This is a genomic window from Serratia sp. PL7, assembly GCF_945957435.1.
In genome coordinates this window covers 2718291-2737148 of sequence record NZ_CAMFLB010000001.1, presented here as the reverse complement: position 1 = coordinate 2737148, position 18858 = coordinate 2718291, and the positions used below count along the sequence as shown (strand labels likewise).

The 18858-nt window shown below is 61.2% G+C and carries 15 protein-coding genes; 6 read left to right on the top strand and 9 right to left on the bottom strand.

Features of this window, described 5'->3' with window-relative positions:
* The first annotated feature begins 90 nt into the window (after positions 1-90).
* Positions 91-1395: an inosine/guanosine kinase gene (locus N6G83_RS13325; protein ID WP_025301797.1), complete on the top strand. Its 1305-nt coding sequence runs from the start codon at positions 91-93 to the stop codon at positions 1393-1395.
* A 58-nt stretch (positions 1396-1453) separates the two neighbouring features.
* Here the strand turns inward: N6G83_RS13325 and ybaL are convergent, their stop codons facing one another.
* Together ybaL and N6G83_RS13315 are read right to left on the bottom strand one after the other, a co-directional pair.
* On the bottom strand, positions 1454-3145 hold the full coding sequence (gene ybaL, locus N6G83_RS13320; protein WP_025301798.1) for a YbaL family putative K(+) efflux transporter: 1692 nt from the start codon (positions 3143-3145) through the stop codon (positions 1454-1456).
* A 245-nt stretch (positions 3146-3390) separates the two neighbouring features.
* Positions 3391-4611 carry an MFS transporter gene (locus tag N6G83_RS13315; RefSeq protein ID WP_197790682.1) on the bottom strand — a complete coding sequence of 407 codons (1221 nt, stop codon included), beginning with the start codon at positions 4609-4611 and terminating at the stop codon, positions 3391-3393.
* A 178-nt stretch (positions 4612-4789) separates the two neighbouring features.
* Between N6G83_RS13315 and ushA the strand changes: the two genes are divergently transcribed.
* Positions 4790-6442 (top strand): bifunctional UDP-sugar hydrolase/5'-nucleotidase UshA, encoded by a 1653-nt coding sequence (gene ushA, locus N6G83_RS13310; protein WP_025301800.1) that lies wholly within the window; start codon positions 4790-4792, stop codon positions 6440-6442.
* Positions 6443-6550: 108 nt separating this feature from the next.
* Here ushA and N6G83_RS13305 read toward each other — a convergent pair whose 3' ends face one another.
* Positions 6551-7318, bottom strand: a complete 768-nt coding sequence (locus N6G83_RS13305) for an AraC family transcriptional regulator (RefSeq protein WP_025301801.1) — start codon at positions 7316-7318, stop codon at positions 6551-6553.
* Positions 7319-7418: 100 nt separating this feature from the next.
* Between N6G83_RS13305 and N6G83_RS13300 the strand changes: the two genes are divergently transcribed.
* Together N6G83_RS13300 and dacB are read left to right on the top strand one after the other, a co-directional pair.
* Positions 7419-8576 (top strand): MFS transporter, encoded by a 1158-nt coding sequence (locus tag N6G83_RS13300; RefSeq protein WP_260515476.1) that lies wholly within the window; start codon positions 7419-7421, stop codon positions 8574-8576.
* Positions 8577-8668: 92 nt separating this feature from the next.
* Positions 8669-10135: a D-alanyl-D-alanine carboxypeptidase/D-alanyl-D-alanine-endopeptidase gene (gene dacB / locus N6G83_RS13295; RefSeq protein ID WP_260515474.1), complete on the top strand. Its 1467-nt coding sequence runs from the start codon at positions 8669-8671 to the stop codon at positions 10133-10135.
* Positions 10136-10145: 10 nt separating this feature from the next.
* Here the strand turns inward: dacB and ybaK are convergent, their stop codons facing one another.
* The 3 genes from ybaK to copA all read right to left on the bottom strand — a co-directional run bounded on the left by ybaK (position 10146) and on the right by copA (position 14505).
* Positions 10146-10625 (bottom strand): Cys-tRNA(Pro)/Cys-tRNA(Cys) deacylase YbaK, encoded by a 480-nt coding sequence (gene ybaK, locus N6G83_RS13290; protein ID WP_004940240.1) that lies wholly within the window; start codon positions 10623-10625, stop codon positions 10146-10148.
* Between the two features lie 228 nt (positions 10626-10853).
* The gene (locus N6G83_RS13285) at positions 10854-11660 is read right to left on the bottom strand and encodes a TraB/GumN family protein (protein WP_025301805.1); all 807 of its coding nucleotides are present in this window, start codon (positions 11658-11660) and stop codon (positions 10854-10856) included.
* A 133-nt stretch (positions 11661-11793) separates the two neighbouring features.
* Positions 11794-14505, bottom strand: a complete 2712-nt coding sequence (gene copA / locus N6G83_RS13280; RefSeq protein ID WP_260515472.1) for a copper-exporting P-type ATPase CopA — start codon at positions 14503-14505, stop codon at positions 11794-11796.
* A 108-nt stretch (positions 14506-14613) separates the two neighbouring features.
* On the opposite strand from copA, the gene cueR reads away from it, so the two are divergent.
* Positions 14614-15015, top strand: a complete 402-nt coding sequence (gene cueR / locus N6G83_RS13275) for a Cu(I)-responsive transcriptional regulator (RefSeq protein ID WP_025301807.1) — start codon at positions 14614-14616, stop codon at positions 15013-15015.
* Here cueR and N6G83_RS13270 read toward each other — a convergent pair.
* Positions 15012-15473, bottom strand: coding sequence for an NfeD family protein (locus N6G83_RS13270; RefSeq protein ID WP_025301808.1), 462 nt, complete (start codon positions 15471-15473; stop codon positions 15012-15014). The genes cueR and N6G83_RS13270 overlap by 4 nt on opposite strands.
* 2 nt (positions 15474-15475) lie before the next feature.
* Positions 15476-16381, bottom strand: coding sequence for an SPFH domain-containing protein (locus N6G83_RS13265; protein WP_004940203.1), 906 nt, complete (start codon positions 16379-16381; stop codon positions 15476-15478).
* A gap of 320 nt (positions 16382-16701) precedes the next feature.
* On the opposite strand from N6G83_RS13265, the gene cfa reads away from it, so the two are divergent.
* Positions 16702-17853 carry a cyclopropane fatty acyl phospholipid synthase gene (cfa, locus tag N6G83_RS13260; protein WP_260515469.1) on the top strand — a complete coding sequence of 384 codons (1152 nt, stop codon included), beginning with the start codon at positions 16702-16704 and terminating at the stop codon, positions 17851-17853.
* 112 nt (positions 17854-17965) lie between these two features.
* Here cfa and N6G83_RS13255 read toward each other — a convergent pair whose 3' ends face one another.
* Positions 17966-18820, bottom strand: a complete 855-nt coding sequence (locus N6G83_RS13255) for a co-chaperone YbbN (protein ID WP_260515468.1) — start codon at positions 18818-18820, stop codon at positions 17966-17968.
* Between the last annotated feature and the right edge of the window lie 38 nt (positions 18821-18858).

Sequence of the window (18858 nt, the reverse complement as noted above, 5' to 3'; positions counted from 1 at the left end):
TCATCCATAATCTGTCTATTAGATGCATCGTGATCGGGCGGGGATGTGTTAACATTCTCCGCTTGTTAAACCGTCACCACCGCCAATCACATGAAATTTCCTGGTAAACGCAAGTCCAAACACTATTTCCCGGTGAGCGCCCGCGATCCGCTTCTGCAGCAGGCTCAGCCCGAAAGTGAAATCAGCACCTCGTATATCGTCGGCATCGATCAGACGCTGGTGGATATCGAGGCGAAAGTGGACGACGCTTTTGTCCAGCGCTACGGCCTGAGCCTGGGCCACTCTCTGGTGATCGAAGACGACGTCGCCGAGGCGCTGTATCAGGAACTGAACGAAAACAACCTGGTTACCCATCAGTTCGCCGGCGGCACCATCGGTAACACCATGCACAACTATTCGGTGCTGGCGGACGATCGCTCGGTGCTGCTCGGCGTGATGTGCAGCAACGTGAAAATCGGCAGCTACGCCTACCGTTACCTGTGCAATACCTCCAGCCGTACCGATCTCAACTATCTGCAGGGCGTAGACGGCGCCATCGGCCGCTGCTTCACGCTGATCGGGGAAAGCGGCGAGCGCACCTTCGCCATCAACCCTGGCCAAATGAACCAGCTGCGCCCGGAAAGCATTCCTGAAGAGGTGATCGCCGGCGCGTCGGCGCTGGTGCTGAGCTCTTATCTGGTGCGCTGTAAGGAGGGGGAGCCGATGAAGGCCGCCACCCTGCAGGCGATCGAATATGCCAAAAAACACGACGTGCCGGTGGTGTTGACGCTGGGCACCAAGTACGTGATCGCCGACAACCCGCAGTGGTGGCGCGACTTCCTGAAGGAAAACGTGACCATTCTGGCGATGAATGAAGACGAAGCGCTGGAGCTGACCGGGCTGAGCGATCCGCTGACCGCCTCGGACATGGCGCTGGAGTGGGTGGATCTGGTGCTGTGCACCGCCGGGCCGAACGGCCTGTATATGGCGGGTTACACCGAAGAAGCCAACAAGCGCCAGACCCAGCACCCGCTGCTGCCGGGGCATATCGCCGAGTTCAACCGCTACGAATTCAGCCGCGCCATGCGCCGCGAGCATTGTGAAAATCCGCTGCGCGTTTATTCGCACATCGCGCCTTATATGGGCGGCCCCGAGAGGATCATGAACACCAACGGCGCCGGCGACGGCGCACTGTCGGCGTTGCTGCACGATATCGCCGCCAACGGCTATCACCGCCATAACGTGCCGAATTCCAGCAAGCACGTGCGCAGTTACCTGACATACTCCTCATTGGCGCAGGTGTGCAAATACGCCAACCGCGTCAGCTACCAGGTGTTGAACCAGCATTCGCCGCGCCTCACTCGCGGCCTGCCGGAGCGCGAAGACAGCCTGGAAGAGTCTTACTGGGAGCGTTAACCCGCTGAAAAAGAAAAGGTCCGGCATGCCGGACCTTTTTTTGTGCGCGCGGGGCGCTTCAGATCGGGCAGCCGCCCATTTTTTCTTCTTCGCTCAGGGTGTCCAGCTGCAGGATGTTCAGCATGCTGTTGGCGATCTCCCGTTCGCCCATCACTACCTGATTGGCGCCGCGATCGGTGATGTAGGCCACCTCGTCGTCGTAGTGGGCGCGGGCGATGATCTCGATGTTCGGGCGCTTGGCGCGCGCCGAGGCGACGATCTCGCCGGCCTCATAGCCGTTGGGGATAGTCAGCAGCAGCCAGCGTGCGCAGTCGAGCCGCGCCAGATCCATCACTTCCGGATTGGCGGCGTTGCCCAACACCGTCTTGATGCCTTGCTCGCGCAGCGCTTCCACCCGCGGGCGGGAGTTTTCGATCACCACCAGCGGAATGCCCGCCTCGGCCAGTTTGCCGCCCAGCAGGCTGCCGACGCGGCCGTAGCCGACCACCAGCGCATGGTTGCACATCTCTACCGGGATCTGCTTCTCTTCTTCCACCGCCTCTTCGAGGATTTGCTCTTCGATGGTTTCGGTCTTGGCCAGATAGCGCTCCAGCAGGGTGAACAACAGCGGGTTGAGCATGATCGACAGGATAGCGCCTGCCAGCACCAGATTGCGACCGTGTTCCGACATCATGCCGAGCGTGATGCCAAGGCCCGCCAGAATAAAGGCGAACTCGCCGATCTGTGCCAGGCTGGCGGAGATGGTCAGCGCGGTGCGCTTGGAGTGGCCGAACATTTTCACCAGCAGGAACGCAGCGGCGGATTTGCCGAACACGATGATCGCCAGCGTCGCCAGCACCGCCAGCGGTTCGTTAATCACGATCATCGGATCGAACAGCATGCCGACCGAGACGAAGAACAGCACCGCGAACGCGTCGCGCAGCGGCAGGGTATCGTGCGCCGCGCGGTGGCTCAGTTCGGACTCGTTCAGCACCATGCCGGCGAAGAAGGCGCCCAGGGCGAAGGAGACGTCGAACAGTTTCACCGCGCCGTAGGCGATGCCGAGCGCCAGCGCCAATACCGCCAGGGTGAACAGTTCGCGCGAACCGGTGCTGGCGGTTTTCGACAGGATCCACGGTACCAGACGGCGGCCGACCACGATCATCAGCGCGATGAAGGCGATGACCTTACCAATGGTCAGCGCCAGCTCCATCAGCAGTTGGCCGCTGCTGGCGTTGTTGTTGCCCAGCATGTTGCCGAAGGCCGGCAGTAACACCAGCGTCAGCACCATCGCCAAATCTTCGACGATCAGCCAGCCGATGGCGATTTGCCCGCGCTGGCTGTCGATCAGTTGCCGTTCCTCCAGCGCGCGCAGCAGCACCACGGTGCTGGCGGTGGAGAGACAGAGGCCGAACACCAGCCCGGAGATCAGATCCCAGCCAAGCAGCTTGGACAGCCCCATGCCGAGCAGGGTAGCGACGGCTATCTGCGCCACGGCGCCGGGTATGGCGATAGATTTTACTGCGAGGAGGTCTTTCAAAGAGAAGTGCAGGCCAACACCGAACATCAACAGGATAACGCCGATTTCCGCCAGTTCCGGCGCCAGTGAGGTATCAGCAACGAAACCGGGGGTGAACGGGCCGGCGAGTACCCCTGCGGCCAGATACCCCACCAGAGGGGAGATGCGCAGGCGGTTCGCCAGCATGCCGAGGAGGAAGGCGAGTACTAACCCTCCGACGATGGTGGTAATGAGCGGTGTTGAATTATGCATCCATACTCCTTCTGGCTATGCATCGCGGTACGGGAGAAACGCAACAAAGTTACGAAAAGATACATTTAGTTTATTGCATTTGTTCGCGGCTTGCTTGGCTAATTTGGCCTTTTTTGTAAAAAAGCAGAGGATTTCACTTAAGGCGGGGCAATAAGGGAGTTTTGTGTCAGATAAGCCAAATAACATTGATTTATCCGTAGGATAACCCGGATGAATAAATAATTTCATCCGGGCGGTTCGCGGGGTTATTGCGGTTTATGCTCCATATTGGGCAGTAGCGCGGTAATAATGCCGATCAGCGGTAGGAAAGCACAGATTTGGTAGACCAGTTCGATACTGGTTAAATCGGCGACATAACCAAGAACTGCCGCGCCTAACCCGCCCATACCGAAAGCAAAACCGAAGAATAAGCCGGAAACCATGCCGACTTTACCGGGGATAAGCTCCTGAGCGTAGACCAGAATGGCGGAGAACGCCGAGGCGAGAATAACTCCAATGATCACCGTTAAAATGCCGGTCCAATAGAGTGATGCATAGGGTAAAACAAGGGTAAATGGCGCAGCGCCGAGAATAGAGCCCCAAATAACGTATTTACGGCCTATCTTATCGCCAAGAGGCCCGCCGATAATGGTGCCAGCCGCTACTGCGAACAGGAAGGCGAACAGATGAATTTGCGCATTCTGCACTGAAACGCCGAACTTATGTATCAGATAAAAGGTGTAATAGCTGCTAATGCTGGCCAAGTAGAAGTATTTGGAGAAAATTAGCACCAGAAGAATGCCCAGCGAGTAGGCAATGGTACGTTTTGGCAGCGGTTTCAGCATCGACGGGCTTTTCGGCTGCCCTTTAGTTGCCCGGTGCTGATGTTGATACCACTTGCTGACCTGCAGCAATACCACGATCGCCAGCAGTGCCGCCAGCGTGAACCAGGCGACGTTGCCTTTGCCGTAAGGCGCGATGATCAGCGCGGCCAGCAGCGGGCCGAGCGAGCTGCCGAAGTTGCCGCCGACCTGGAACAGCGACTGCGCCAGGCCGTGTCGTCCGCCGGAGGCCATGCGCGCCACGCGCGAGGATTCCGGGTGGAAGACCGATGAGCCGGTGCCCACCAGCGCCGCCGCCAGCAGCACCAGCGGGAAGGTGCTCGCCACCGACAGCAGCAGCAGGCCGGACAGGGTAAAGCCCATGCCGATCGGCAACGAGTAAGGCTGCGGGTGTTTATCGGTGTAATACCCGATCAGCGGCTGCAGCAGCGAGGCGGTTAGCTGATAGGTCAGGGTGATCATGCCGATCTGCACGAAACTGAGGTGGAAATCGGCTTGCAAGATCGGGTAGATCGCCAGGATCAGCGACTGGATCATATCGTTGAGCAGGTGAGACACGCTGATGGCGCCAAGGATGGAGAAGGCGGTTCCCTTCACCGCACTGCCCTTGGCGGGCGGCATCGCGCTTTGGCTACTGTCGGTCATATTATTATTAGCCTGAGAAGTTGTTGAGCACAGAGATGACATCTTAGGCAGGGCGCCCAATTTTTACCATATCTGAAATAATCAGACTCACATCGCAAAAATTTGAAATCAGCTGTCATTAATTCGCGCTACAATTCCGCCCTCATCATAAAAGCTATTGAATACACGGAGATCCGCCATGCGTTTTTCGCTGAAAACCACCGCATGCGCGCTGGCCGTTTCCCTGACGTTGCTGTCGGGGGCCGCCAGTGCCTGGGAAAAGGATAAGACCTACGCCATCACCATTCTGCATACCAACGATCATCACGGTCACTTCTGGCAGAACGATCACGGCGAATACGGTCTGGGCGCGCAGAAAACGCTGGTGGACGGCATTCGTCAGGAAGTGGCGGCGCAGGGCGGCAGCCTGCTGTTGCTGTCCGGCGGCGATATCAACACCGGCGTGCCGGAATCGGATTTGCAGGACGCCGAGCCGGACTTCCGCGGCATGAACCTGGTGGGCTATGACGCGATGGCGATCGGCAACCACGAATTCGACAACCCGCTGAGCGTACTGCGCCAGCAGGAGAAATGGGCAACTTTCCCGCTGCTGTCCGCCAATATCTATCAGAAAAGCACCGGCCAACGCCTGTTCAAGCCTTACGCCTTGTTCGACAAGCAGGGCATCAAGATTGCCGTTATCGGCCTGACGACCGACGACACTGCTAAGATTGGCAACCCGGAGTACTTCACCGACATGGAGTTCCGCGTGCCGGCGCAGGAAGCGAAGCAGGTGGTGGAGCAACTGCGCAAGGACGAGAAGCCGGACGTGATTATCGCCGCCACCCACATGGGGCACTACGATAACGGCGAACACGGCTCGAACGCGCCGGGCGACGTGGAGATGGCGCGCAGCCTGCCGGCCGGATATCTCGACATGATCGTCGGCGGCCACTCACAGGATCCGGTGTGTATGGCCGGCGACAACCGCAAACAGGTGGATTATGTGCCGGGCACGCCGTGCTCGCCGGATCGCCAGAACGGCACCTGGATCGTGCAAGCGCATGAGTGGGGGAAATACGTGGGTCGCGCCGACTTCGAATTCCGCAACGGCGAGCTGAAGCTGGTGCATTATCAGCTGATCCCGGTAAACCTGAAGAAGAAGGTGGAGAAGGCGGACGGCACCAGCGAGCGGGTGTACTACACCCAGCAGATTGCGGAAGATCCGACCATGATGAAGCTGCTGACGCCGTTCCAGGATAAGGGCAAGGCGCAGCTGGGCGTGAAGATCGGCAGCGTCAACGGCAAGCTTGAAGGCGATCGCAGCAAGGTGCGCTTCGTGCAGACCAACCTGGCTCGGGTGATGCTGGCGGCGCAGAGGGAGCGCGCCGACGCCGACTTCGCCGTGATGAGCGGCGGCGGGGTGCGCGATTCGATTGAAAGCGGCGATATCACCTACAAGAACGTGCTCAAGGTGCAGCCGTTTGGCAACACGTTGGTGCATGTCGATATGAAAGGCCGTGAGGTTGAACAGTATCTGGCGGTGGTGGCCAACATGAAGCCGGACTCCGGCGCCTACGCCCAGTTCGCCAACGTCAGCCTAGTGGCGGACGGCAAGGGCGTCAGCGAGGTGAAGATCAACGGCCAGCCGCTGCAGGCGGATAAAACCTACCGCATGGCGACACTGAACTTCAATGCGCTGGGCGGCGACGGCTATCCGAAGCTGGACGGGCTGCCGAGCTACGTCAACACCGGCTTTATCGATGCCGAAGTGCTGAAGCAGTACATCGAGAAACACTCGCCGCTGGATGCGGCGGCCTACGAGCCAAAGGGCGAGATCGTCTATCGATAGAGGTGTAGCGGAACGGCGTTCTCGCTTGTCGCGGGGGCGCCGTTCCCGCCTTCGCGAGCCTCCTCTCCATCAACGCCTTCTGTCGGCGTTGCCGTTTTAGACGGCGTCTTACTTTCGTCTCTCCATATACGCCCTCGCTGGGCAACCCATCATATTCTTGAAAAAAGTGGCGAAGGCGCTGTCGCTGGAAAACGCCAGCTGGCCGGCGACCTCGGATTGGCTCAGCCCTGCGGCCAACATCTCTATCGCTTTGATCAGGCGCCATTGCTGACGCCACTGTTGATAACTGAGACCGGTTTCACGGCGGAAAATCCGGCTGATGGTTTTCTCGGAAGCGCCGCTATAGCGCGATAGCTCGTGCAGCGGCGGAAGCATGTCCAGATTGGCCAGATGGCGCAGGCGCCGGTCGCTGGGCAGCTGCAGCAACGTCAGTTCGCGCGGTGCGGCGGCGATCTCGTCGAGGCAGACCGCCAGAATATTGGCGTGAGGCCCGTGCTGCCAGTCGGTGTCGAAGGCGGCGAACGCGATGCGTTCCAACACCTCGCGCAGCAGCGGCGAGGCTGTCAGTACGGCAAGCTGCGCAGGCAGACAGGCATAGCGATTGGCGTCGAGATAAAGCGAACGGTAACCGACGACGCCGTTGACCTGAACGCGGTGAGCCACCTGCGGCGGGATCCAGGCGACTCTGCCCGGCGGCAGCATACAGATGCTTTGGTTGAGCGTGATGCGCATGCTGCCTTGCTGACAGAACAGCAACTGCCCCCTGTCATGCCAATGCGTGCCCGAGTCGTGCTGCGCCAGTTCGGCGGCGATCCCGAGTACCCCGTTGTCGAGCGTATCCGGATTAAAACTGTCCTGCGCCTGAAGCCACGCCATAGTATGTCCGATTTTGTAAATTTATTGTCTTTTATATTGTAATCGGTACCGGGGAGCTGATGCTACCTTGTGCAGCCTATTCTTGGCTACAGGATCTGTTATGCAACGTAAACTGACGCTGACGTTGGCGACGTCGATGATGATGTTTCCCCAGGTGGTGGAGACCATCTACAGCCCGGCATTGACGCACATTGCGCACGGTTTCCGGGTCAGTGCGGAGATGGCGGCGCAAACGCTCTCTTGTTACTTTTTCGCTTTTGCGCTCGGCGTGGTGGTATGGGGGCGGATGTGCGACGTCATCGGGCGGCGTCCTACCATTTTGGCCGGGCTGACGCTCTATCTGCTGGCTTCTATCATCGCGCTGTTCAGCGGCAGCTTCAGCGTGCTGCTGGCGGCGCGTGTTCTGGCCGCCTTTGGCGCGGCGGTCGGCTCGGTCGGGACGCAAACGGCGATTCGCGATCGCTTCGACGGTTATGAGTTGGCGCGGGTGTTCTCGGTGATGGGGATCGCCATGGCGATCAGTCCGGCGGTTGGCGTGTTGAGCGGCGCAGTGCTGACTTACTATTGGGGCTATCAGGGGGTGTTCGGCGGTTTGGCGCTGTTGGCGGCGCTGTTGTTGGGCTATGCCGGTTGGCAACTGCCGGAGACGCGTCCGCAACAGGTGGTGAAGAGTTCATTTTTCGGCACGCTGGGGCGGATGATCAAGGACGGGGATATTTGGCTCTGTGCGCTGTTGGTGGCGTTGTTCAATATTTGCATGTTCAGCTATTACCAACTGGCGCCATTCCACTTCTTAGCGTTGGGATTGCCGACGCAGTGGTTCGGTTATACCGGTTTGGTATTGGCGGTCGGAGTGGGTATCGGCGCGGCGATCAACAAGTTTTTGATCGGCAAACGCTGGCTGTTCCCCGCACTGTTGATGCTGGCCTGCGCGCTGTCGCTGACCGGCGGCCTACTGGTATTGCTGCTGGAAGGGACCTTGTGGTTTGTTCTGCCGATGATGCTGGTGGTGATGGCGTACGGCATCGCCATTCCCAATATTCTGGCGCGCGCGCTGCGCCATTATAAAGACTGCATGGGCACCGCCGGCGCCATCCTTGGCCTGATGTATTACCTGATGCTCGGCGGTGGCCTGGTGCTGGCGGGGCTGTCGCTGCACCTGGGTGCCGTGCTGTCGCTCTGCAGCCTCTGCGTGCTGCTGTTGGCGTGGCGGGTGGCGCACAACGAGCGTCGTTTGGCGTTGCCTGCGCGTAGCTGAATGATAAACGGGGCGGACATTCTCGCCACCGCTGCCTTCCAATGATAGCCTGAGCGACAATTTGGTTTTGATAACGCAAACAGGAAGATGACATGTTGAAAACCGCAGGCTGGCTGCTGCCCGCCATCCTGGCGCTGGCGGGGTGTTCGTCATCCGGCCAAGGTCATGAGCAAACGCTTAGCCAGGCGCTGGCGGCCCTCGGCCAGGACAAGGCGCTGGTTGGGGCATCGAGCGGCGTGATGGTGCGCGATGCCGAGAGCGGCACCGTGCTTTATCAGGCGCACGCGGAGCAGCGTTTGGCGCCGGCTTCCAACATGAAGATGTTCACTTCTCTGGCGGCGTTCGGCGTGCTGGGGGCGGATTACCGGTTTGAAACCCGGCTGCTGACCACCGGTGAACAGCGCGGCAACACCTTGCAGGGGGATCTCTATCTGCAGGGCAGCGGCGATCCGACGTTGCATCCTGACGATCTCGACACCTTCGCCGCCACGCTGGCGCAGCGCGGCGTTCGCCAGATTCATGGGCGGCTGATCCTGGACGCCAGCGCGTTCGATCAAACGCCATTCGGCGCCGGCTGGAGCTGGGACGATGAACCCTTTGCCTTCGCTGCACCGATCTCGGCGCTAAACTACGCCTTTACCCCCGGCGGCGATATCAACGTGGTGCGGGTGGATGTGCAACCGGGCGCCCGCGCCGGTGCGCCGGGGCGGGTGAGCTTCTATCCCGCCAATGACGCGGTGACGCTGGTCAACCGTACCAGCACCGGCGGCGACACCGCACTGACGTTCGAGCGCCAGCCGGGCAGTAATCGGGTTGTGGTCAGCGGCACCATCGCCGCGCAGGCGGAGGCCCATTCGCGATTGATCACTGTCGATCAACCCACCCGCGTGGTTGGCGCCTTACTGCAAAATGCCCTGCGCGCGCACGGCATTACCCTGCACGGTAATGCTGAAGAGGGCGTGACGCCGGCCGGCGCACAGCTGCTGGCGCAAAAAAACTCGCCGCCGCTCTCCCGCCTGGTCGTCACCTTCCTGAAAGTGTCCAATAACGGTTACGGTGAGGTACTGACCAAAGCGATGGGCCGCAAAACGCAGGGTAAGGGGGATTGGGCCGCCGGCCTGCAGGCGATCGGCCAGTTTGTGCAAAGCCAGGGCATCGCGGCCGGCGCGTACCGTCAGGTGGACGGTTCAGGGCTGTCGCGCATGAACCAGATCACGCCGCAACAGCTGACGACGCTGCTGTTGGCGGCCAGAAAACAGCCGTGGTTCGCCGACTGGTATCGCGCTTTGCCCGTCGCGGGCCAGCCGGGGTTGCTGGTGGGCGGCACGCTGCAGCACCGTATGGTAAAAAGCGCGGCGGCGGGGCGCGCCCACGCCAAGAGCGGCTCCATGACCGGGGTCTCATCGCTCAGCGGCTATGTCGATTCGGCGACCGGACGGCCGCTGGCGTTCGCCATTATCAGCAACAACTATCTGGTGCCCGGCGCGGAGGTGAAGGCGCTGGAGGACCGCCTGGTGGAGACGCTGGCAGCCTGTGACGCCACGGTGGTGTGCCGCTGAGTACGCGGCGTCAGTCGCGTTTGGCGATGTCGGCGAAGCTGCCGGCCAGCAGGCGGCACAGATCGGCGGCGGCCAGCTCGATGTCCAGCCCGCGTTTGCCGCCGGAAACGTAGATGGTGGCGAACGCTTGCGCCGGGCTGTCGATCACCGTCGGCAGCCGTTTTTTCTGCCCCAGCGGGCTGATGCCGCCCACCAGATACCCGGTGACGCGCTGCGCCAGCTGCGGATCGGCCATCTCGGCCTTTTTGGCGCCGAGGGCGCGGGCAACCTTTTTCAGATCCAGCTGGGTGGCGACCGGCGTGACCGCCACCGCCAGGTGTTTGGCGTCGCCGTTCAGCGCCACCAGCAAGGTTTTGTAAACCCGATCGGCATCCAGCCCCAGCTTTCTCACCGCCTCGTCGCCGAAATTAGTTTCGTCGCTGTCGTGGTGATAAGGATGGAGGGTGAAGGCGACCTTTTGTTTTTCAAGCAGAACGACTGCGGGCGTCATGATGTGTTGTCCAAAATGTCCCCAGCGGGGAAGGGGTGATAACCAGCCTTAAAAATACAAAAATCCAACCTGCACGGCAACCTGAGCGGCTGTTGCATAAAGCGGGTTGCCAAGATATTCACCGGGTTGCTACCCTGTTTACTGTAACCGTTAACACGGTTGCTATGCGTATAACTAGAATACAAGAAATTCCTCTTTGACTGGCCAATAGCGATATTGGCCACTTTTTTACCCCTGTGGCTGCAGCATCGCCGGCAGGTTATCCTCGCCATACAGGTGCAATGCGCCAACCGCCACCACATAGTCCCCGGCCGGCAGCGCCTCCAGCTGACGCCGCCAGTCGCGATTGCGCTGATGCATCAGCACGTCGTACAGCCCAGCGCTGAAGGTGGCCGGCAGCGTGTCCAGCGTGCCGCGCGGTTTGGCGTCCAGCCACCAGCTCACCATGGTTTGCAGCAGCCGCGCGTTGGTATGCCAGTGTTCCAGCGTATCGCGCAGCAGTGCGATGCCGCCTTCCGGCAGCTGTTCCAGCATTGCCAACTGCTGCTGCGCCCCTTCAAGTTCGATCACCGGTTTGTCCTGCGCCCGGGCGGCCTGCAGCAGCTGATAATCTACGCCGTACTCTGCGCGCAGCCCCAGACGCTGAGCCTGCCGCGCCTGCATCATCAGCGCCACCTGCCAGCCGGGCAGGGTGGCGAAGGCGTGCGGATCGGCGCCCAGTTCGTGGCACAGCGCCAGCAGCTGTTGATACTCTTCGGCGGACAGGCGCTGTTCCAGCTCCGGCTGCTGTTCGGCGTGGTCGAAAGGGGAGGCGGCGCCGGTGATATCGGCTTCGACGATCAGCGCGTCGGCCTGTTGCAGCCGGGCGGCCAGCCGGGGCGGCAGCGGCGACATATCGACGGTGCCCATATGGATGCTGCCCACCAGATGCAGCCGACGTTCGCCCGGCAGGGTGATGTCCAGCGCCGGATAAGCGTAACTTTTGGGCGAGATCAGGCCGAGAAAGGCGGCGAGGCGGCGTAACAGTTGACCCATACGGCGTGGCTCCTGAATAACGGGTGCGCGTTTTCGCGTGCAAGGCGAGGTAAAATCGTCATTCATGCTAAACGCTATCCGCCGCGCAGGGAAGCCCGGAAAACAGCGGGGCGCCTTGACGGCGCCCCGGAGCTCACTTCCTGGGTTTAAAACGCAGCAGCCGGTTGGCGTTGCTGACTACGGTAATCGATGACAGCGCCATCGCCGCGCCCGCCACCACCGGGCTGAGCAGCGTGCCGGTCAGCGGGTAGAGCACGCCGGCGGCGATTGGAATGCCCAGCGTATTGTAGATAAAGGCGCCGAACAGGTTCTGCTTCATGTTGCGCAGCGTGGCCTTCGACAGTTCCACCGCATCCGCCACCCCGTGCAGGCTATGACGCATCAGGGTGATGGCGGCGGTCTCGATGGCGATGTCGCTGCCGCCGCCCATCGCGATGCCCACGTCGGCCTGCGCCAGCGCCGGGGCGTCGTTGATGCCGTCGCCGACCATCGCCACGCGTTGGCCCTGCGCCTGCAGCTGTTTGATCGCCGCCGCTTTGCCGTCCGGCAGCACGCCGGCAATCACCCGATCGATACCGGCCTCTTTGGCGATGGCGTTGGCGGTCACCGGGTTGTCGCCGGTCAGCATCACCAGCTGATATCCCTGCTGGTGCAGGCGCTGCAGCGCCGCGATGCTGTCCTCGCGCAGCGGATCGCGAATGGCGAACAGCGCGGCCGGTTTACCGTCAACGGCCAGCAGCACCGGCGTCACGCCGCGTTCGGCCTGGGCGCGCATCGGCGCATCCAGTTCGGCGGTCGCGACCTGATGCTGTTCCAGCAGCGCGGCGTTACCCAGCAGCAACTGCGCGCCGTCGATCTCCCCGCTGACCCCGGCGCCGCGCAGGGTGCGGAACTGCGCCACCTGCGGCAGCGTTTGCCCGGCGGCGCGTTCCATGATGGCGCGCGCCAGCGGGTGGTTGGAGCCTTGTTCCAGCGCGGCGGCCCAGCCGATCGCCTGCTGCTCGCTGACCTGATTGAAGGTCAGGATCTCCACCACCTGCGGTTTCCCTTCGGTCAGGGTGCCGGTTTTGTCGAACACCAGGGTGTCCAACTGGCTGGCCTGTTGCAGGGCGTCGGCGTCGCGAACCAGCACGCCGAACTCCGCCGCGCGGCCGACGCCGGAGATGATCGACATCGGCGTTGCCAGGCCCAATGCGCACGGGCAGGCAATGATCAGCACCGTAGTGGCGATCACCAGCGTATAGACCAGCTGCGGCTGCGGGCCGAAGAAGTACCACATCGCTGCGCTGAACAGGGCGATCGCCACCACCGCCGGCACGAACACCGCCGAGACGCGGTCAGCCAACTGGCCAATCGCCGGTTTACTGCTCTGCGCCTGACGCACCAGTTTGATGATGCGCGCCAGCGTGGTTTGGCTACCGATGGCGGCGGCGCGGAACAGCACGCTGCCGTCGTCGACCACCGTCCCGGCATGCACCGTATCGCCGGGGCCTTTCTGCTGTGGCACCGCTTCGCCGGTCAGCATCGCTTCATCGAGCCAGACTTCGCCCTGCACGATTTCACCGTCGACCGGCACGCGATCGCCGGTGGTCAGCCGCAGCGTCATGCCGAGCTGCACCTCCGCCAGCGGGATATCGCGTTCGCCGTCGTCGGTCACCAGCCGCGCGGTGGGCGGTGTCAGATCCAGTAACCGCTCCAGCGCCTGTGAAGAACGCTGACGAGCGCGCTGCTCCAGCGCATGGCCGAGGTTGATCAAACCGATGATCATCGCGCTGGCCTCGTAATAGAGGTGGCGCGCTTCCGTCGGGAAGAAATCGGGCCAAATGTTGACGGCGATCGAGTAAAGCCAGGCGGCGCCGGTGCCGAGTGCCACCAGGGTATCCATGGTGGCGCTGCCGTTCATCAGCGCGCGCCAGGCGTTGCGGTAGAAGTGCCCGCCGGCAAACACCATCACCGCCAGGGTGATGACGCCGACCAGCAGCCAGGGGCGCTGGGTTTCCGGCGTCAGCGTCATGCTGCCGCCGAACAGCCCCCAGGCCATCAGCGGGATACCCAACGCCAGCCCCAGCGCTGCCTGCCAGCTAAAGCGCTTCATGTTGGCGCGTGCGGTCTGCTGTTGGCGTTCGCGACGTTCGGTCTCGTCCTGAATCATCTCGGCACCGTAGCCGGCTTTTTCCACCGCCGCTACCAGTGCCTGCGCATCGGCGGCGCCGGTGACCAGCGCACTGCGCTCCGCCAGGTTGACGCGCGCGTGTTCAACGCCGGGGACGCTTTGCAGCGCATGCTGCACTTTATTGACACAGCTGGCGCAGGTCATGCCGCTGAGCAGCAGCTGTACGCTGTCGTCCGCGTTGTCGGTTGCCGGAAGGGGAGGCTGCGCCGCTGGCTGAACGTCCGGCAACGAAGGTGTTGCGTCAGTCAACGGCTCAGTTTTTGGGACGACGGCACCCGCCACGCTGGCGTGATAACCGGCATGTTCCACCGCGGCGATCAGCGCCTGCGGATCGGCATCGCCGTACACTTTCGCGCTGTCGATCTCGACCTCGGCGGCGAACACCTCCGGCACCGCTTCCAGCGCCTTGCGGGTGCTGCCGACGCAGTGCATGCAGCTCAGACCGCTCAGCTGCAGTTCGGTGTCGGCGCGCGGCGCGACTTCTGCCTGATAACCGGCGGCGATCACGCTGTCGATCAGCGCGCTGTCCGGCGCTTCGCCGGTCACTTTGGCGTAATGGACGTTAACCTCCGCCTGTTCGACATCGCTGCGGCTTTCCAGGGCTTTTTTCACCCGCTGTGCGCAGTTCATGCAGGACAGCCCCTGCAATGCCAGCATAGTGGTGTGTGACATGATTGAACTCCTTGCTTAAAGGGCGGTGTTTAAAGGTTGACCGCCGGACCTGTTTTCACTAAGAATGGAGCTTAAACCTTCCAGCAAGGGTAAGGTCAAGGAGGGGAAATGAATATTAGCGACGTCGCGAAAAAAACCGGGTTAACCAGCAAGACGATTCGTTTTTACGAAGAGAAAGCGCTGATTACCGCCCCGATCCGCAGCGACAACGGTTACCGCCACTATTCCGCCAAGCATGTCGAAGAGCTGACGCTGCTGCGTCAGGCGCGGCAGGTGGGCTTCAACCTGGACGAGTGCCGCGAACTGGTGGCGTTGTTCAACGATCCGGCCCGCCACAGCGCCGACGTGAAGGCGCGCACGCTGCAGAAGGTGGCGGAGATCGAAAAGCACATCAGCGAGCTGGGGAACATGCGCCAGCGCCTGCTGACGCTGGCGGAACAATGCCCGGGCGATGAGGGGGCGGAGTGCCCCATCATCAATAACCTGGCGGGGTGTTGTCGTTCTAATTAACGGCTGATGGCGCGGATCACCAGCGTGACCCCTTCCACCGCCACCACTTCCACCTCGGTGCCGGCGGGCAGATCTTCCGCCGCCTGCGCGCGCCAGCTGCTGTCGCCGATATTAATGCGCCCCATACCGTTGTGCATCGGCTCCGTCAGCGTGGCGCGGGTGCCGATCAGCTGGCGGTTGCGCTGGTTGAGCACCGGCGACCCGCCGGATGCGGCTGCCGGGCGCCGACGCAGCCAGTACCACCACAGGTAAGCGACGACGACGGTCAGGACGGCGAAGATCATGCCTTGCCATGCCCAGGAAAGCGGCGGCAGTAGCCAGATCAGGGCGCCGACCAACAGCGCCGCCACACCGCTCCACAGCAGGTAGCCGCCGGCGCCGAGCATTTCCGCCGCCAGCAACACGCCCCCGAGAGAGAGCCAGAACCACAGCGGATTCGCCGCGATCAGTTCGAGCATGATTATTTGCCTTTGCTTTCTTTCAGCAATTCGGTAATGCCGCCGATCGAGCCGAGCAGGCTGCTGGCGTCCAGCGGCATCATCACCACTTTGCTGTTGTTGGAGGAACCAATCTTTTGCAGCGCGTCGGTGTATTTCTGCGCCACGAAGTAGTTCACCGCCTGAATGTTGCCGCTGGCGATGGCGTCGGATACCAGCTGGGTGGCGCGCGCCTCGGCCTCGGCGGCGCGTTCACGCGCTTCCGCCTGCAGGAACGCCGACTGGCGTTCGCCCTCGGCCTTCAGGATCTGCGATTGTTTCTCCCCCTCGGCGCGCAGAATGGCCGCCTGACGCACCCCCTCTGCCTCCAGGATGTCGGCACGCTTGGTGCGCTCGGCCTTCATCTGGGCGTTCATCGAGGCGATCAGTTCCGCCGGCGGCCGCACGTCGCGGATCTCGATACGGGTGATTTTCACCCCCCAAGGATTGGTCGCTTCATCGACGATGTGCAGCAGGCGGCTGTTGATGCTGTCGCGCTGCGACAGCATTTCGTCGAGCTCCATTGAGCCGAGCACGGTGCGGAAGTTGGTCATGGTCAGGTTGACGATCGCCTGTTCGAGGTTGCTAACCTCGTAGGCGGCGCGCGCCGGATCGACCACCTGGATGAAGCACACCGCGTCGATGGCGACGTTGGCGTTATCGCGGGAAATCACCTCTTGGGAAGGGATATCCAGCACCTGCTCCATCATGTTGATTTTGCGGCCGATGCGGTCCATGAACGGCACCACCAGGTTCAGCCCCGGCATCAGCGTTTTGGTGTAGCGGCCGAAGCGTTCTACCGTCCATTGGAACCCCTGCGGCACAATTTTGACGCCGGCGAACACCACAATCAGCGCGACGACGATCACGATGGGAATAAAAGTAAGCATGCAAACCTCCTGTCAGACATATGTAAACAGATATTACGTCAGCGCCGGAAAAATGCCTACTGATACCGCGACTTAATCCAGGGCGCTGACGCAACCCGCGAGCGGTGGATCCCGCGTCTGGAACAGAGTGTTGTCACGACAAGTGTGGCACAGCTGAAAAATAAGTATGCCTAAATGGCATGATTTCAATAATTTTTATTCATTTCATGCTGTTGCTCGCCTTGGCTAGAGTAAAAACACCCCCTGTATTTACCGTCAAAAAGTTGTCATTTTTATTTGCGACTATGCTTTTTGAAATGACATTTCGGCCAAGGATTGTTATGGATTCGCTCAGTGTTGATGAACTCGCCCAGAAGAAGGATCGTTGGTATCGCATTGTGGAGGAGATGTTGGCGGAAGCCGGCGTCGCCATCAACGGCCCGCGCGCCTGGGATATCCGCGTGCATAACCCGGCGCTGTTCAAACGCATTTTGCAGGAAGGCTCGCTCGGCTTCGGCGAAGGTTATATGGACGGCTGGTGGGAGTGCGAACGGCTGGATATGCTGTTCACCCGCATTTTGCAGGCCGGCGTCGATGAGCGGCTGCCGAAAAGCCTGAGCGACATCGCGCGCATCGCCTATGCCCGGCTGTTCAACCGCCAATCGCGCAAGCGTGCCTGGCAGGTGGGCAAAGAACACTACGACATCGGCAACGACCTGTTCCGGGCGATGCTCGACCCTTACATGCAATACTCCTGCGGCTACTGGAAAGAGGCGCAGACGCTGGAGCAGGCGCAGCAGGACAAGCTCAGGATGATCTGCGAGAAACTGCAGCTGAAACCGGGCATGACGCTGCTGGATATCGGCTGCGGCTGGGGCGGGCTGGCGCAGTTTGCAGCGCAAAACTACGGCGTCTCGGTGCACGGCGTGACCATTTCGGCCGAGCAGCAGAAGCTGGCGCAGGAACGCTGCGCCGGGCTGGACGTCGAGATCTTGCTGCAGGATTACCGCGATCTGGATCGTCAGTTTGATCGCATCGTGTCGGTCGGCATGTTCGAGCACGTCGGGCCGAAAAACTACGAGACCTACTTCAGCGTCGCGGCGCGCAACCTGAAGCCCGACGGTCTGTTCCTGTTGCACACTATCGGTTCCAATCAAACCGATCTCAACGTCGACGCCTGGATAGACAAATACATCTTCCCCAACGGCTGCCTGCCTTCGGTGCGGCATATCGCCGAGGCCAGCGAAGGGCGTTTCGTGATGGAGGATTGGCACAACTTTGGCGCCGATTACGATCGCACGCTGATGGCCTGGCTGGAGAATTTCAAACGGGCGTGGCCGGATCTGATGGGCGGTTATTCCGAGCGCTTCGAACGCATGTTCACCTATTACCTGAACGCCTGCGCCGGCGCGTTCCGTTCGCGCAACATTCAGCTGTGGCAGGTGTTGTTCAGCCCGGCGGGCGTGGAGGGCGGGGTGCGGGTCTATCGCTAATCCCCGTCATATTTCAAGCTGGCTGCACGTTCGAGCCCTGGTCACTTAGTTATCTAAGCTCCCAGGGCTTTTCACATTTGCCGCCTGGATGCAGCTTCAAGTATGACGGATATCAGTACAGCAGGGAGTACAGCTGGCGGCGATATTTAGCGGCCAGCGCGTCGCCGGTGCCGAGCGCGGCCAGAATGTCCATCAGGGTTTTGCGCGCGCTGCCGTTGGCGGCGGCCAGATCTTTCTTCAGATGCCCCATCAGCAGTTCCAGCGCTTCTTCGTTACGCCCGACCTGATGCAGCTGCAGCGCCAGCTGCACCGCCAGTTCGACGTTGTCCGGCTGCTGGTGCACCTGTTGTTGCAGCTGCTGGATTTGCGGCGTGTCCGCCGCCTGCTTCAACAGTTCAATCTGCGCCACCAGGCCCTGATAGCGGGTATCGCGATCCTGCAGCGGGATGGTCGCCAGCACAGCTTCGGCATCTTCGCTGCGGCTGAGGGCGATCTGGGTTTCGGCCAACGTCAGACCGATGTCGCTGCGCTGCTGGCTGCTCTGCCAGGCGTCTTTCAGCAGCGGCAGCGCTTCGGCGGCGTTGCCGGCGGCCAGCAATTCTTGCGCCTGCGCCAGTTTCAGATCTTCTTCCTTCGGCAGGAAACGCTGCAGCAAGTCGCGGATCGCTTCTTCCGGCTGCGGGCCCTGGAAGCCATCGACCGGCTGACCGTCTTTAAACAGGTAGACCGTCGGAATCGAACGCAACCCGAATTGGGAGGCGATCATCTGTTCGGCGTCGCAGTCCACCTTGGCCAGAATGAACTGACCGGCGTATTCCGCCGCCAGCTTGTCCAGCACCGGCGTGAGCTGCAGGCAGTGTTGGCTGCGCTCGGACCAGAAGTAGAACAGCACCGGAATGGACATCGACTGTTCCAGCGTCTGGTGCAGGTTAGTTTCGTTAATATCAACAACAGCTTGAGCTAGCATCTTTTTTCTCTCTGATCGTGCGGAGCCATGGGGTGTAG